Origin of the sequence: Paenibacillus sp. BSR1-1 (assembly GCF_030403775.1) — a bacterium.
Lineage (GTDB): Bacteria > Bacillota > Bacilli > Bacillales > Cytobacillaceae > Neobacillus.
This window is the reverse complement of sequence record NZ_JAQMWQ010000016.1, coordinates 61,824-75,515: the sequence shown is the minus strand read 5'-3', so window position 1 is coordinate 75,515 and position 13,692 is coordinate 61,824. Positions and strand designations below refer to the sequence as shown.

Below are 13,692 nucleotides of genomic sequence, written 5' to 3'. Positions count from 1 at the left end.
TATGTATACGAGCCTAGGAAAAAATTAGACCGCCTTAGGACAGAAAAATAGAACATCTTTTAAAAATTTTTTCCATCAAAAAGAGCTCTCTAATTGAGAACTCTACAGTTTGATTTTCTTTACTTCATTTATCGGGATTCCCAGCCACTGTGAAGCAATTTTTGAAAAAATCCTTCTTGATCCAGTTGTATAAAATTCATGCGCTGGTTCTTCCTCACAAGTTTCCAGCAAGCCATTATACTGCAGGATGGCACTAATTTCCCTTGCTGTTTCATCGCCAGAACTAATGACACTGCAATGGTCACCCATAACATTTTTAATTAAAGGTTCCAATAGCGGATAATGAGTGCAGCCTAAAATTAACGTGTCCAAATTTTGATTCTGGAGCGGCTTTAATGCCTCATCGACTATTTTCTCTGCAATGGGACCGTCAAACTCACTGCTCTCAACAAGTGGGACGAATTTGGGACAGGCCTGGCTAGTCACAAAAAGTCGGCTATTAAGTGATTTAAGTGCTCTTTCGTACGCACCACTTTTAACCGTCCCTTCTGTACCAATAATCCCAACCCTGTAGTTCTTCGTCCGCTTAATAGCTGCTCTTGCTCCTGGATTAATGACCCCAAGGACGGGAATCGATAGTTCTTTTCGGATCTCATCAAGAGCTGCAGCCGTTGCCGTGTTGCAAGCAATTACAAGCATTTTAATGTTTTTTTCTAGTAAAAAGGTGGTCAATTCCCATGTGAATTTTTTTACTTCCCTAGGTGTCCGAGGCCCATAAGGACAGCGGGCGGTATCACCCAAATAAATGATTTTCTCATTAGGAAGCTGCCGCATTACCTCTTTGGCAACGGTTAATCCACCCACACCTGAATCGATCACACCAATTGGTTGTTTCAAATTTCTCGCCTCTTTTACCGCATTTCCTGATGAAGTTTCATCAAGCTTTTTTGAAGAAATTGAATTTCTTCCATTGAGAAATCGTCTAATATTTCTTCCAAATAAACTTGACGCTTTTTAATTACTTCATCAATAATTCTATTTCCTTCTTCAAGCAGATGGATTCTAACCACACGACGGTCGCTTGGATCCTTCACTCGTTCAACAAGAAGATTTTTCTCCATTCGGTCTACAAGATCCGTTGTTGTACTGCAGGCCAAATACATTTTATTTGAAAGATCACCGATTGTCATATCGCCATCTTCAAACAGCCATTGCAAGGCAACAAATTGCGGAGGAGTAATTTTATAATTGCTTAGCATTTCTCTTCCTTTTTGCTTGATGATTCCGGATATGTAGCGTAAATCTTTTTCAATATTGGCGACAATTTCCCCGTTAATTTTTTCGGTATTATCGAGTTTCATGATTCATACACTCCTATATAAAAGCTTCTCCCAAGACAAGTTTATCTATTTTTTCATATATATTATTAATGCTTGTACTTATTTTCTACTTTTTCCGCTAAAATTTCAAGTTGAAATATTCGAAGAGTATTTTATAAAAAATAATGAACCGGCCTCCAAAAAGGATGCCGGTCATTATTATAGTTCGAGCTCTCCCATTCGAAGGAGCTCTACAACAGCTTGTGAACGCCCCTTTACACCAAGCTTTTGCATGGCATTCGAAATATGGTTTCGAACCGTTTTTTCACTTATAAAAAGTTCACCAGCGATTTCCTTAGTTGTTTTGTCCTGTACTAACAGTTCGAATACTTCTCTTTCGCGTTTGGTGAGTAATGGCTTGTGAGTATAATCATTCTCCTTCAAGTAATGTGACCCTCCTTGCCTTCGCCAGTTATGCACCGGGGGTGGGTATATATTTAGTCACCATATCTTATGTGCATAAGGCAATTGGAGTGACTATATTTCTTTAAAGGAAAATAAAATTATATGCTAATTTTTTCATGTTTTACGATTATTTTTTTCTGCTGCTCTGTCCATTGAAACCCTTTGCCTGTCTTTTTGGAGATCTGAACGATTGTTCAACTCATACGGGCAATGAACTGTATATTAATTAAGCTTTTTTCAATTTCGCATAAATAATATACCGTTTCGGGGCATTTCCGATGTATCTAAAAGGGTAACAGGTTGTGAGGATCAATTCTTCCTTTTCGTGCTGTAAGGTAATGATGCTGGTATCATCGGATTTAACAATTTTGGTATGGGTAATTTCATAGGTATAGTTCCCATATGGCATTTGCATTTTCAGGGAGTCGCCAATTTCCAATTCACCTAATCGTCGGAATACCGTGTCCCTGTGCCCAGATAATACAATTTGCCCCTTATCTCCAGGGAAAAATGAGCCCTTGTAATGGCCGACACCTTTTTCAAGATCATCCGGGTCGGTTCCCTCGACGATCGCTAGTTCTGCTTTAATTTTAGGAATGACTAAAAGACCGGCCGTTTCCCCCATCTTAGGCGCTTCGTGTTTTTGCTGCTGCACTTCTGCATTGGCAGGCTGATCCCGCACCATCTCTTTAGCCTCTTTTAGGGACGATTTCGTTTGGAGTTTAACATCAATATATTGCCAGGCACCGATGCCTAAAAGAACGAGACCAATAAAAATAATGAACAGCGGAAACTTAGCTCTCACGATAGGGTACCTGCCTTTTTAAAAAATTATTTACCAGTATACAAAGGAGTTCAAGCTTAAAAACAAAAAAACCTTCTTTTCAACATTGAAAAGAAGGTTAATAAACAGATTATTGATGGTCGCTTCCGAAGAATCTTCTGAATGATTGAATCGTTGTATCACGGTTCAATGCTGCAATTGAAGTAGTCAACGGAATACCTTTCGGGCAGGATTGAACGCAGTTTTGTGAGTTACCACAGTTTACAAGTCCACCGTCACCCATAATCGCTTCTAAACGCTCAGCCTTATTCATTGCTCCTGTTGGATGGGCGTTAAATAGACGAACCTGAGATAATGGCTGTGCACCGATAAAGTCGGATTTGCTGTTAACATTCGGACACGCCTCTAGACAAACACCGCATGTCATACATTTTGAAAGTTCATAGGCCCACTGACGCTTATTTTCTGGCATACGAGGTCCAGGACCCAGGTCATAAGTTCCATCGATTGGAATCCATGCTTTTACTTTCTTTAAAGCATCAAACATTCTGCTGCGGTCAACCTGAAGGTCACGAACAACAGGGAATGTTTTCATCGGTGCTAAACGGATTGGCTGTTCCAATTGATCAACAAGAGCGGAACAGGATTGGCGAGGCTTGCCATTGATAACCATTGAACAAGCACCGCAAACTTCCTCTAAACAGTTCATATCCCAAGCGATTGGGGTAGTAGCTTTTCCACTGGCATCGACAGGATTTTTACGAATTTCCATTAACGCAGAAATAACGTTCATATTCGGACGATAAGGAACTTCAAAAGTCTCCTCATACGGAGCGGCATTTTCGCTATCCTGACGTTGAATAATAAATTTTACCATTTTTTTCTCAGACATTTATTCCTACTCCCCTTTCATTAATGCTTTGTAGTGTAATCGCGCTTCCGTGGCTTAATCAAGGATACATCGATGTCCTCATAATGGAAAGCTGGAGCAGAATTAGAATCAACAAATTTAGCCATTGTTGTTTTCATAAATTCATCATCATTACGCTCTGGGAATTCTGGCTTGTAATGAGCACCGCGGCTTTCATTACGATTGTAAGCACCAAGAGTGATAACACGAGCCATTTGCAGCATGTTTTGTAATTGACGTGTAAAGGCTGCCCCTTGGTTGCTCCATTTAGATGTATCATTAATGTTAATTTTTTGGTAGCGCTCCATGAGCTCTTGAATCTTTTCATCTGTTTTTAAAAGCTTGTCATTGTAACGAACAACCGTTACGTTATCTGTCATCCATTCACCAAGCTCTTTATGAAGAACGTAAGCATTTTCCGTTCCATTTAATGACATGATTGAATTCCACTTATCTTCCTGTTCTTTTACATGACGATCAAAGACAGAAGAAGAAACAGCATCGGAACTCTTTTCTAGTCCGTTGATATATTTAACTGCATTTGGTCCTGCGACCATTCCGCCGTAAACCGCTGAAAGTAGTGAGTTTGCTCCAAGACGGTTGGCACCGTGCTGTGAATAATCACACTCACCTGCTGCAAAAAGACCTTTGATATTAGTCATTTGATCGTAATCAACCCATAAGCCGCCCATTGAATAGTGAACCGCAGGGAAAATTTTCATCGGTACTTTACGTGGATTATCACCCATGAATTTTTCATAAATCTCGATGATTCCGCCTAGTTTAATATCCAATTCGTGTGGATCCTTGTGGGAAAGATCAAGGAAAACTGTATTTTCGCCGTTAACTCCCAATTTTTGATTTACACACACATCAAAAATTTCACGTGTTGCGATATCACGTGGTACAAGGTTTCCATAGGCAGGATATTTTTCCTCTAAGAAGTACCATGGCTTACCATCTTTATAAGTCCAAACTCGTCCGCCTTCACCACGTGCTGATTCACTCATAAGGCGAAGCTTGTCATCGCCAGGAATAGCGGTAGGATGAATTTGGATCATTTCACCGTTCGCATAATAAACACCTTGCTGATAAACAATGGAAGCAGCTGAACCAGTGTTAATTACAGAGTTCGTTGACTTTCCAAAAATAATTCCAGGTCCACCAGATGCCATAATGACGGCATCAGCGGCAAAAGAACGGATTTCCATTGTTTTTAGGTCTTGAGCAACAAGTCCGCGGCAAGTGCCTTCGTCGTCGATTACTGCTCCTAAGAATTCCCAGCCCTCGTACTTGGTTACTAATCCATCTACTTCAAAACGGCGAACCTGCTCGTCCAATGCGTAAAGAAGCTGCTGGCCAGTTGTTGCACCGGCAAACGCTGTACGGTGGTGCTGTGTACCTCCGAAACGACGAAAATCTAAAAGTCCTTCAGGGGTACGGTTAAACATAACTCCCATCCGGTCAAATAAATTGATGATTCCAGGTGCGGCATCGCACATTGCCTTAACAGGCGGCTGGTTTGCTAAGAAATCTCCGCCATAAATAGTATCGTCAAAGTGAATCCACGGGGAGTCACCTTCACCTTTTGTATTTACTGCTCCATTAATACCGCCTTGGGCACAAACAGAGTGAGAGCGTTTAACAGGAACAAGCGAAAACAATTCTACTGGTGTTCCGGATTCCGCTACCTTAATTGTTGCCATTAAGCCTGCTAAACCGCCGCCGACTATGGCTACCTTACCTTTACTCATTTAACTCACTCCCTTAATCCAAAATCCAATTATTTTTTCCGAACAAATGTAAATGTGAACTATTATACAAATGCCAACAAAGTTGAAATTCCAACATAGGAAAGTGCTAAGAAAATCACGATTGTCACATATGTTGCAATGACCTGTGAACGTGGCGATACAGTGATGCCCCAGCTAACCATGAATGACCATAAACCATTTGCAAAGTGGAAAATAGCTGAAATAATCCCAACAATATAAAATCCAAACATGAATGGTGAAGAAAGAATATCCTGCATCATTTGAAAATTAACTTCATTTCCAAAAGCGGCAGCAACCCGGGTCTCCCATACATGCCATGCAATAAAGATCAGCGTGATTACGCCAGTGACACGTTGCAGCAAGAACATCCAGTTTCTAAAGAATCCGAATCTGCTAGTATTATTTTTGGCAGTAAAAGCAATATAAAGCCCATAAATTGCATGAAATAACAATGGTAAATAAATAATTACTGTCTCTAAGACATAGCGGAAAGGAAGATTCCCCATAAAGTTCGCAGCCTTATTAAAAGACTCGACTCCCACTGTTGCATAATGGTTAACTACTAGGTGCTGCACGAGAAAAATCCCGATAGGAATAACTCCCAGCAATGAATGCAATCTCCGATTAAAAAACTCTCGATTACTCGCCATACATTTACCCCCTTTTAATTTTTAAAATGATGTTAAGTACTTTCCTTTCTTCAATCCTTTTAAAGAATATGTAACCTAGCACCATTGTGACAATAATGTGACATGTCCATTTTACTCCCATCATCATAGAGCGTCAAGAAACCGGATACACAAATCTTTGGTAATAAATAAAGTTTTTATTATATATTGATATTATAATAGGCTATGAAAGCGCATTCATTTTTAATTGGTTTTATTTTAAAAATAATCTAGATTTTTACATTGAAATTTCCAACATCTTACGGTTGGAAAATAATATTTTTAGGGAATTATAATTATGATAGTAAACGAGCGATGATATCGTAATATAACAAAAAATCCCTTCAAAATGTAAGCGCTATTTTATAAAAACGGTACTGAATTGTAACATAGTTTGTATATAATAGAATGATAGAAAGAGGGGAAACAAGTGAAAGATAGTACAGTCGTTGAATTCAAACAGCCTATTGAAGAACCAAGAACCATATCTACCTTCGGTTATGAACTGATCCGAGAAGTTCTTTTGCCAGAGATTTTAGGAAAAGATACGCCAGAAATTTTGTATTGGGCCGGCAAACGGCTAGCACGTAAATTTCCTTTATCCGATTATGGTCAAATGGTTGAATTTTTTGCCAATGCTTCCTGGGGACAGTTATCCATCAATCATGAAAATAAAAATGAGATAGAATTCGAACTATCTAGTCCACTTCTAGTGTCCCGTATCAAATCAAAAGCAGAAAACTTTTTTCAGCTGGAAGCAGGATTCCTTGCCCAGCAAATTGGGATGCAAAAGGAAGCCATTGCCGAAACCTTTGAACATCCGGTCAAAAAAGCCAACACCGTCCGCTTCACTGTCAAATGGGATAAGAAAGATCCAATTTAAATAGTAAAAGGCACGCTCCATTGAGGTGCCTTTCACTATTTTTTTAGTTATTCCCAAGTTCAAATGCGTCGTGCAATACTTCTACCGCTTTCAGCATATTTTTTTCTTCTACTACAACTGAAACTTTTATCTCAGACGTGCTGACCATTTTTACAGCAATATTGTTCTCTGCTAGCACTGCAAACATTTTTGCGGCCACGCCTGGATTGGAGATCATACCAGAACCTACAATGGATACTTTCGCTAATTTATTCTCGGCATCCAGCTGCTCATATCCAAGGCTTGCCTTATTGTTTTCCAGAACCTTTAACGTGTCAACCCAATCATTTGTGTGAATGGAGAAAGACAAATTAGCTGTACCAGCTTCGGTTGTACTTTGAATGATAATATCGACATTAATGTGATTCTGTGCAAGTGTTGTAAAAATTGTAGAAAGACTTGTTAATGAATTTTTAAGTCCTAAAACGGTTACCCGTGTAATTTCATCTTCAAATGCGACTCCGCGGACGACTAAGTTTTGTTCCATTGTAGCTTCCCCCTCAATTACTGTTCCTTCAATTTTCTCCATACTAGAACGAACTTCTAATCGGACATTATAATTCTTGGCAAACTCTACTGCTCTAGGGTGCAGCACACCTGCTCCTAAATTAGCAAGCTCAAGCATTTCATCATAGGACACGGATAATAATTTACGAGCATTTTTCACATACCTAGGATCCGTTGTGAATACTCCGGTAACATCCGTATAAATATCACACTTATCGGCTTTTAAAGCAGCAGCTAGCGCCACTGCGGTCGTGTCAGAGCCGCCGCGTCCGAGAGTGGTGATTTCACCTTCTTCGGTAATTCCTTGGAAACCGGCAACAATGACGACCTTCCCATCATTAAGCTGGGTTTCAATTGCCTGAGTATTTATTTTTGAAATCCTTGCATTTCCATGAACAGGTTCAGTCACGATTCCTGCTTGCCAGCCAGTATAAGAAACAGCCTTCAAGCCTTTTTGATTTAAAGCCATGCTCAGTAACGCGATGGTCACCTGCTCCCCGGTAGAAAGAAGCATATCCATTTCCCGCTTATTAGGCTGCTCGGAGATTTCCTTTGCTAAGCTGACGAGCTGATCTGTCGATTTCCCCATTGCCGAAACGACAACAACAACCTTGTTTCCCCGTTCGGTTTCTTCTCTAACACATTCTGCTACATTTAAAATTCTCTCGACGCTTCCTACGGAAGTCCCCCCGAATTTTTGTACAATAAGCCCCATGTTCGTTTTCCCCTACTTTCAAATGATTGCTATAGTTTTCCCTAGAAAAAATAAAAAAAGCAATGAGAGAATATCTCATTGCTTAATAAACACAAAAAAATCTTGCGCCTACAATGTAAGATAGCTCTCCAAGACAATAGCCTTGACAATCCAGCATTTATTCAATACAGGACCAGCAAAGAAAGAAATGAGACTTTCTTCACTTCGGCGAACATCCCCTTTCAAGGCTCGTCATGGAAGCTCATCCTTCTCAGAACCCTTACTTTTGAAGCTCGCACCTCTACCTTCACTTTAGTACGTAAAAGTGACAGTAAATTAAATTTTCACTTATTATAGCATGATAATATTACTCTGACAATCCTTATGACTGAAGTTTTTTCATTAATTCTTCCGCCACATCTTTAGGGATTCCAATCGCCCGAAACTCATCGAGTCCAGCTTCCTTCATTTTTTTCACAGATCCAAAATGCTTAAGCAATAATTTCTTTCGCTTCTCGCCAATTCCGGGAATATCATCGAGCAAAGATTGGAAGGCACTTTTGCCGCGAATTTGTCGATGGAAGGTAATCGCAAAGCGGTGAACCTCGTCTTGGATTCTTTGAAGCAGATAAAACTCCTGGCTATTCCGTTGCAATGGGACAATTTCTAATGGATTGCCATATAAAAGCTGGGAGGTGCGGTGCTTTTCATCCTTCACCAGACCCGAAAGGGGGATATCTAACCCTAACTCGTTCTCCAAAACATCCCTGACAGCCTCTACATGCCCCTTGCCGCCGTCAATAATAATTAAATCAGGAAGCGGCAGCTCTTCCTTTAACGCCCTTGAATACCTTCTTCGAGTGACTTCCCGCATAGATTCATAATCATCGGGACCTTTTACTGACTTAATCTTATATTTGCGATATTCTCGTTTGTTTGCTTTACCATCCGTAAACACAACCATTGCCGAAACAGGATCGGTTCCTTGGATATTAGAGTTATCAAATGCCTCGATGCGGTGCGGAGTATAAATTCCGAGGAGTTCCCCCAGGTTTTCCACTGCCTTTATAGTCCGTTCCTCATCCTTTTCAATCAGCGAAAACTTTTCATTTAAGGCAATTTTCGCATTTTTAATCGCCATTTTGACGAGATCCTTTTTTTGTCCCCGCTGCGGCTGCATCACTTTTACCTCAAGAAGCTGTTCTGCCATATTTAGGTCGACCTCATCCTGAATGAGAATTTCCTTCGGTTTGAAATGGTTTGTCTTCTGGTAAAATTGTCCTAAAAACGTGAGAATTTCTTCCTCTGGTTCATTGTAGATTGGAAACATCGATACGTCGCGTTCGATTAGCTTCCCTTGTCGCACAAAAAAGACCTGAACGCACATCCACCCTTTATCAACTGCATAGCCGAATACATCGCGGTCGGTAAAGTCAGTCATCGTGATTTTTTGCTTTTCCATGATCGTTTCAATATGGATAATTTTATCACGGAAATCCTTCGCTCTTTCAAAATCCAGTTCTTCTGCTGCTGAGGTCATTTTTTCGGTTAATTCTTTTTTAATCTCCTTATAACCGCCATTTAAAAAGCGGGTAATTTCATCAGTCATTTCTTTATACTGTTGTTCCGTTACCTCATTGACACATGGTGCCAGGCATTGTCCTAGATGATAATACAAGCAGACCCGGTCGGGAAGTGTCGCACATTTACGGAGAGGATAAATCCGGTCAAGCAGCTTCTTCGTTTCATTAGCCGCCATAACATTCGGATAAGGACCGAAATATTTGCCTTTATCCTTTTTTACTTTCCTGGTGATAATCAGTTTCGGATGCCTTTCGGCTGTCAGCTTGATAAATGGATACGTTTTGTCATCCTTAAGCATGACATTATATTTTGGGTCGTATTTCTTAATTAGGTTTAATTCCAAAATAAGTGCTTCTATATTAGAGGAGGTGACAATGTATTCGAAGTCTTCGATTTCCTGAACAAGCCTGAGCGTTTTTCCGTCATGTGATCCGGTAAAATATGACCGGACCCGGTTCTTTAATATTTTAGCTTTCCCCACATAAATGATTGTTCCTTGACGGTCTTTCATTAAGTAGCAGCCAGGCTGATCCGGCAGCAGTGTCAGTTTTTGCTTAATAGTTTCATTCATTCCGGCCACTCCATCCGTCTTTTTTGTCTATCTATAAAATTTTAAAACAAACAATCCATAATGAAAAGCATATGTATCTGGAAAAAAAGAAAAACCGGAGAAAGCCCGGTTTTTTAATAATGAAATTCATAAGATTATCTTGCCAGCCAACCGCCGTCAACCGCTAAAATATGCCCATTCATATAATCGGAGGCTTTACTTGCCAGGAACACAACAACCCCCATTAGGTCTGTAGGATTCGCCCAGCGGCCCGCTGGAATCCGTGATAAAATTTCCATATTCCGTTCTTTATCTGCACGAATAGGTTCTGTATTTGCAGTTTTAACATATCCAGGTGCAATAGCGTTGATTTGAATATTGTATTCTGCCAATTCGTTCGCAAACGCTTTGGTAAGACCAGCAACAGCATGTTTACTGGCAGTATAGGGAGGCACAAATTTTCCACCTTGAAAAGATAGCATTGAAGCGATATTAATGATTTTTCCGCTTTTTTGTTCGATCATCAGCTTTGCTACTTCCTGGCTCAAAAAGTAAAGGGAATTTAAATTGATTTCCATTACATCATCCCAGTCTTCTTCCTTATACTCCAGTAATGGGGCACGCCGAATTGTACCAGCATTGTTTACTAAAATATCAATCTTGCCAAACATTTCTAAACATCGATTTGTGACTTGTTTAACAGCATCTCTGTTACTTAAATCAGCCATGAAAAACTCTGCTCTCTGGCCTGTTTCTTCAATTAATTCCCTGGTTTGTTCCCAATCATCACTGCGAGATACAACAAATATATCTGCACCTGCTTTGGCAAGGGCCACTGCATACCCTTGTCCCAAACCTTTATTGCCACCTGTAACAATAGCCACTTTTCCAGCCAAGCTAAAAAAATCAAGTGAAAAAGAACTGATATCTGTTGTCATCCTATTAGCCCCCTACCTTAAATCATCCATTTTGATGTGATCCATGTCTGAATAGGTGATGTTTTCACCACACATCCCCCAAATGAAAGTATAATTGCTTGTGGCTGTTCCTGTGTGGATTGACCAGCTTGGTGAAATGGCTGCTTGTTCATTTTTCATCACTAAATGTCTTGTTTCCTCTGGTCTCCCCATAAAATGGAATACACGTGTTTCTGGCTCCATATCAAAGTACAAATACACTTCCATCCGGCGTTCGTGGGTATGACAAGGCATTGTGTTCCAGACACTCCCCGCTGCAAGCATTGTTAACCCCATTTGCAGTTGACAGCTCTGACAAACGTTCGGGTGAACATATTGATAGATTTTCCGCTCATTTAATGTAGAAGGATCACCCATTTGTAACGGATCAATTTTGTTAATATCAATTTTTACCGTTGGAAAGGTGTGGTGTGCCGGTGTTGAATTAATATAATATTTTGCTGGATTACTAGCATCCTTGGAACGAAAAAGCACTTCCTTTGTTCCTTTTCCTACATATAAACCGTCACGCATCTGCATATCAAATTTGGTCCCATCAAGAATTACAGAACCTTCTCCACCAATGTTAATGATGCCTAATTCACGGCGTTCTAGGAAATATTCAACCCCTAATTCTTTATCTAACTTTATTGTTAATTCTTTATCAGCAGGGGTGACACCGCCAAAAATCATTCGATCATTATGGGTATAGGTCAAGTGTACTTGGCCTACTTCAAAAAGTGTTTCAACTAGAAATTCCCTTCTCAGATCATCCGTTGTATATTTCTTCATATCTTCGGGGTGAATAGCATAGCGAGTTTCCATAATTCTTATCTCCTTTTTGTTGAAATATAAAAATAAAATGATTATCTAGCGATTTTACCTTGTTCACTTCCAAAAAACTGGTATACTTCTTCTTTCGTAAAGCAATTGCAATCTCCATGAACAGTGTGTTTTAAGGCTGATGCTGCTGTTGCAAAAGAAATAATTTCCTGTGGCGTGAGGCCTTCGAAGAAGCAATACAAAACTCCAGCAGCAAATGCATCACCACCTCCGACGCGATCAACAATTGGCTCAATATGGTGAATTTTGGATTGGTAAAGCTCACCGGCTGCAAACAAATTCCCTTGCAGGTTATTGCTTGAAGCCGATATGGATGTCCGGAATGTTGAACAAAAATATTCGATATTCGGGTATTTTTCTCGTATTCTTTGATAATAGTATTTCAATCTTTCATCCGCTGGAATGGAATCGTTAACCTTATCAAACCCAAGGATGTGAATCGCGTCCAATTCCCCGCAGAAACAAAAATCGGCATACGGCAGCAATGGTTTGATTGCCTCCGAAGCCTCTTGTTGACCCCAGAGTTTGGCACGATAATTAAAATCAAAGCTGATTTTCACACCCATTTCCTTAGCCTTTTTTATCGCAAAATAAGTGAGTTCTCTTAAATTATGTGATAGTGCAAGGGTTATTCCAGACACATGAAACAGTGCCGCCCCTTTAAACATTTCTTCTATTTGAATATCTTCCTTTGTTAACTGTGAAAAACTGGAGTATTTACGGTCGTAAATTACCTGCGGACCTCTTTCACCAACACCTGTCTCCAAATAATACGTTCCTAAACGCTCTCCACCTTTTTGTAAAAAATCAGTATGAACGCCATGGGATCGTAAATGCTTCTTCACAGCCTCTCCCAATGGATTATTCGGAACTTTGCTAATAAAATAAGTCTCATAGCCAAAATGCGCTAGAGAAACAGCAACATTGGCCTCTGCACCGCCGTAATGAACGGTAAAAAGGTCGGCTTGGTTTAACCGTGTTCCAGTTTGTGTAGATAAGCGCAGCATGATTTCTCCCAGTGTAACTACCTTTTTCATTTTAAAGCCTCTCTTGCTTCCTGGACTTTTTTAACATATTCGCTGGCATAATTGGTAATTTTCCCATAATCCCCTGTTTTTGCAGGTGCAACAAGGTTTCCTCCTACTCCAACAGCGATGCAGCCATTCTTGATCCATTGATCAACCGTATCAAGACTGACACCACCGGTCGGAATAATATTTACCTGTGGGAGCGGAGCTTTTACCGCTTTGATAAACTCAGGTCCAAAGGCATTACCAGGAAATAATTTAATAATATCGACCCCAAGTTGTAACGCATTTTTCATTTCAGTTATGGTCATACAACCAGGAATATATGGAACCTGATACAAATTGCAAAGTCTCGCTGTATCTTCATCAAAGCATGGACTTACGATAAATTGCGCACCAGATAAAATGGCAATCCTTGCAGTAGCTGCATCTAGAACCGTCCCTGCTCCAATGACTGCCTCTTGGTGGTCAGCATAGATTAAAGCCAATGCCTTGATAACCTCTTCTGCATTTTGGATGGTAAAGGTGATCTCAATCCCAGTAACTCCACCCTTTACACATGCTTCAGAAATTTGTAAGGCCTCATCAGTGGAATCTGCCCTGACAACGGCTACCACTCCACACCCAATAATCCTATTTAACACTTCTAGTTTTTTCATAAAAACCCCCCCTTACTTTTAGATACTT

Annotated in this window: 14 protein-coding genes and 1 riboswitch; of the genes, 1 reads left to right on the top strand and 13 read right to left on the bottom strand. The window is 40.1% G+C overall.

Annotation, left to right across the window (positions count from 1 at the left end; genetic code table 11):
* Window positions 1-102 precede the first annotated feature (102 nt).
* From racE to PH210_RS20005, 7 genes are all read right to left on the bottom strand, one after another.
* Entirely contained in the window at window positions 103-897 is a 795-nt protein-coding gene (racE, locus tag PH210_RS20035) for a glutamate racemase (protein ID WP_289987950.1), read from the bottom strand.
* Between the two features lie 14 nt (window positions 898-911).
* On the bottom strand, window positions 912-1,361 hold the full coding sequence (locus tag PH210_RS20030) for a MarR family winged helix-turn-helix transcriptional regulator (protein WP_289987949.1): 450 nt from the start codon (window positions 1,359-1,361) through the stop codon (window positions 912-914).
* Window positions 1,362-1,538: 177 nt separating this feature from the next.
* Window positions 1,539-1,763, bottom strand: a complete 225-nt coding sequence (gene gerE / locus PH210_RS20025) for a spore germination transcription factor GerE (protein WP_026572264.1) — start codon at window positions 1,761-1,763, stop codon at window positions 1,539-1,541.
* 247 nt (window positions 1,764-2,010) lie between these two features.
* Entirely contained in the window at window positions 2,011-2,589 is a 579-nt protein-coding gene (gene srtD, locus PH210_RS20020; RefSeq protein ID WP_289987948.1) for a class D sortase, LPxTATN-specific, read from the bottom strand.
* Window positions 2,590-2,698: 109 nt separating this feature from the next.
* Complete coding sequence (sdhB, locus tag PH210_RS20015) at window positions 2,699-3,460, bottom strand: succinate dehydrogenase iron-sulfur subunit (RefSeq protein ID WP_289987947.1); 762 nt, start codon at window positions 3,458-3,460, stop codon at window positions 2,699-2,701.
* 20 nt (window positions 3,461-3,480) lie between these two features.
* Window positions 3,481-5,232: a succinate dehydrogenase flavoprotein subunit gene (gene sdhA / locus PH210_RS20010; protein WP_289987946.1), complete on the bottom strand. Its 1,752-nt coding sequence runs from the start codon at window positions 5,230-5,232 to the stop codon at window positions 3,481-3,483.
* Between the two features lie 62 nt (window positions 5,233-5,294).
* Entirely contained in the window at window positions 5,295-5,903 is a 609-nt protein-coding gene (locus PH210_RS20005) for a succinate dehydrogenase cytochrome b558 subunit (RefSeq protein WP_289987945.1), read from the bottom strand.
* Between the two features lie 448 nt (window positions 5,904-6,351).
* Here PH210_RS20005 and PH210_RS20000 point away from each other — a divergent pair, with 448 nt between their 5' ends.
* Window positions 6,352-6,804: a YslB family protein gene (locus tag PH210_RS20000; RefSeq protein WP_289987944.1), complete on the top strand. Its 453-nt coding sequence runs from the start codon at window positions 6,352-6,354 to the stop codon at window positions 6,802-6,804.
* Window positions 6,805-6,847: 43 nt separating this feature from the next.
* Here PH210_RS20000 and PH210_RS19995 read toward each other — a convergent pair whose 3' ends face one another.
* From PH210_RS19995 to PH210_RS19970, 6 genes are all read right to left on the bottom strand, one after another.
* Window positions 6,848-8,065 (bottom strand): aspartate kinase, encoded by a 1,218-nt coding sequence (locus tag PH210_RS19995; protein ID WP_289987943.1) that lies wholly within the window; start codon window positions 8,063-8,065, stop codon window positions 6,848-6,850.
* A 113-nt stretch (window positions 8,066-8,178) separates the two neighbouring features.
* A riboswitch (Lysine riboswitch) is annotated at window positions 8,179-8,356 on the bottom strand.
* A gap of 70 nt (window positions 8,357-8,426) precedes the next feature.
* Window positions 8,427-10,199, bottom strand: coding sequence for an excinuclease ABC subunit UvrC (uvrC, locus tag PH210_RS19990; RefSeq protein ID WP_289987942.1), 1,773 nt, complete (start codon window positions 10,197-10,199; stop codon window positions 8,427-8,429).
* 134 nt (window positions 10,200-10,333) lie between these two features.
* Window positions 10,334-11,116: a 2-dehydro-3-deoxy-D-gluconate 5-dehydrogenase KduD gene (kduD, locus tag PH210_RS19985; RefSeq protein WP_289987941.1), complete on the bottom strand. Its 783-nt coding sequence runs from the start codon at window positions 11,114-11,116 to the stop codon at window positions 10,334-10,336.
* Window positions 11,117-11,128: 12 nt separating this feature from the next.
* Window positions 11,129-11,959: a 5-dehydro-4-deoxy-D-glucuronate isomerase gene (kduI, locus tag PH210_RS19980; RefSeq protein ID WP_289987940.1), complete on the bottom strand. Its 831-nt coding sequence runs from the start codon at window positions 11,957-11,959 to the stop codon at window positions 11,129-11,131.
* 41 nt (window positions 11,960-12,000) lie between these two features.
* Window positions 12,001-13,014 carry a sugar kinase gene (locus PH210_RS19975; RefSeq protein ID WP_289987939.1) on the bottom strand — a complete coding sequence of 338 codons (1,014 nt, stop codon included), beginning with the start codon at window positions 13,012-13,014 and terminating at the stop codon, window positions 12,001-12,003.
* Window positions 13,011-13,664, bottom strand: a complete 654-nt coding sequence (locus PH210_RS19970; RefSeq protein ID WP_289987938.1) for a bifunctional 4-hydroxy-2-oxoglutarate aldolase/2-dehydro-3-deoxy-phosphogluconate aldolase — start codon at window positions 13,662-13,664, stop codon at window positions 13,011-13,013. The genes PH210_RS19975 and PH210_RS19970 overlap by 4 nt, the downstream gene beginning before the upstream one ends.
* Between the last annotated feature and the right edge of the window lie 28 nt (window positions 13,665-13,692).

Excerpts from the sequence above, each read along its gene's own strand:
- PH210_RS20030 (WP_289987949.1), bottom strand. The coding sequence starts at position 1,361 with ATGAAACTCGATAATACCGAAAAAATTAACGGGGAAATTGTCGCCAAT.
- sdhB (WP_289987947.1), bottom strand. The coding sequence starts at position 3,460 with ATGTCTGAGAAAAAAATGGTAAAATTTATTATTCAACGTCAGGATAGC.
- sdhA (WP_289987946.1), bottom strand. The coding sequence starts at position 5,232 with ATGAGTAAAGGTAAGGTAGCCATAGTCGGCGGCGGTTTAGCAGGCTTA.
- PH210_RS20005 (WP_289987945.1), bottom strand. The coding sequence starts at position 5,903 with ATGGCGAGTAATCGAGAGTTTTTTAATCGGAGATTGCATTCATTGCTG.
- PH210_RS19995 (WP_289987943.1), bottom strand. The coding sequence starts at position 8,065 with ATGGGGCTTATTGTACAAAAATTCGGGGGGACTTCCGTAGGAAGCGTC.
- uvrC (WP_289987942.1), bottom strand. The coding sequence starts at position 10,199 with ATGAATGAAACTATTAAGCAAAAACTGACACTGCTGCCGGATCAGCCT.
- kduD (WP_289987941.1), bottom strand. The coding sequence starts at position 11,116 with ATGACAACAGATATCAGTTCTTTTTCACTTGATTTTTTTAGCTTGGCT.
- kduI (WP_289987940.1), bottom strand. The coding sequence starts at position 11,959 with ATGGAAACTCGCTATGCTATTCACCCCGAAGATATGAAGAAATATACA.
- PH210_RS19975 (WP_289987939.1), bottom strand. The coding sequence starts at position 13,014 with ATGAAAAAGGTAGTTACACTGGGAGAAATCATGCTGCGCTTATCTACA.
- PH210_RS19970 (WP_289987938.1), bottom strand. The coding sequence starts at position 13,664 with ATGAAAAAACTAGAAGTGTTAAATAGGATTATTGGGTGTGGAGTGGTA.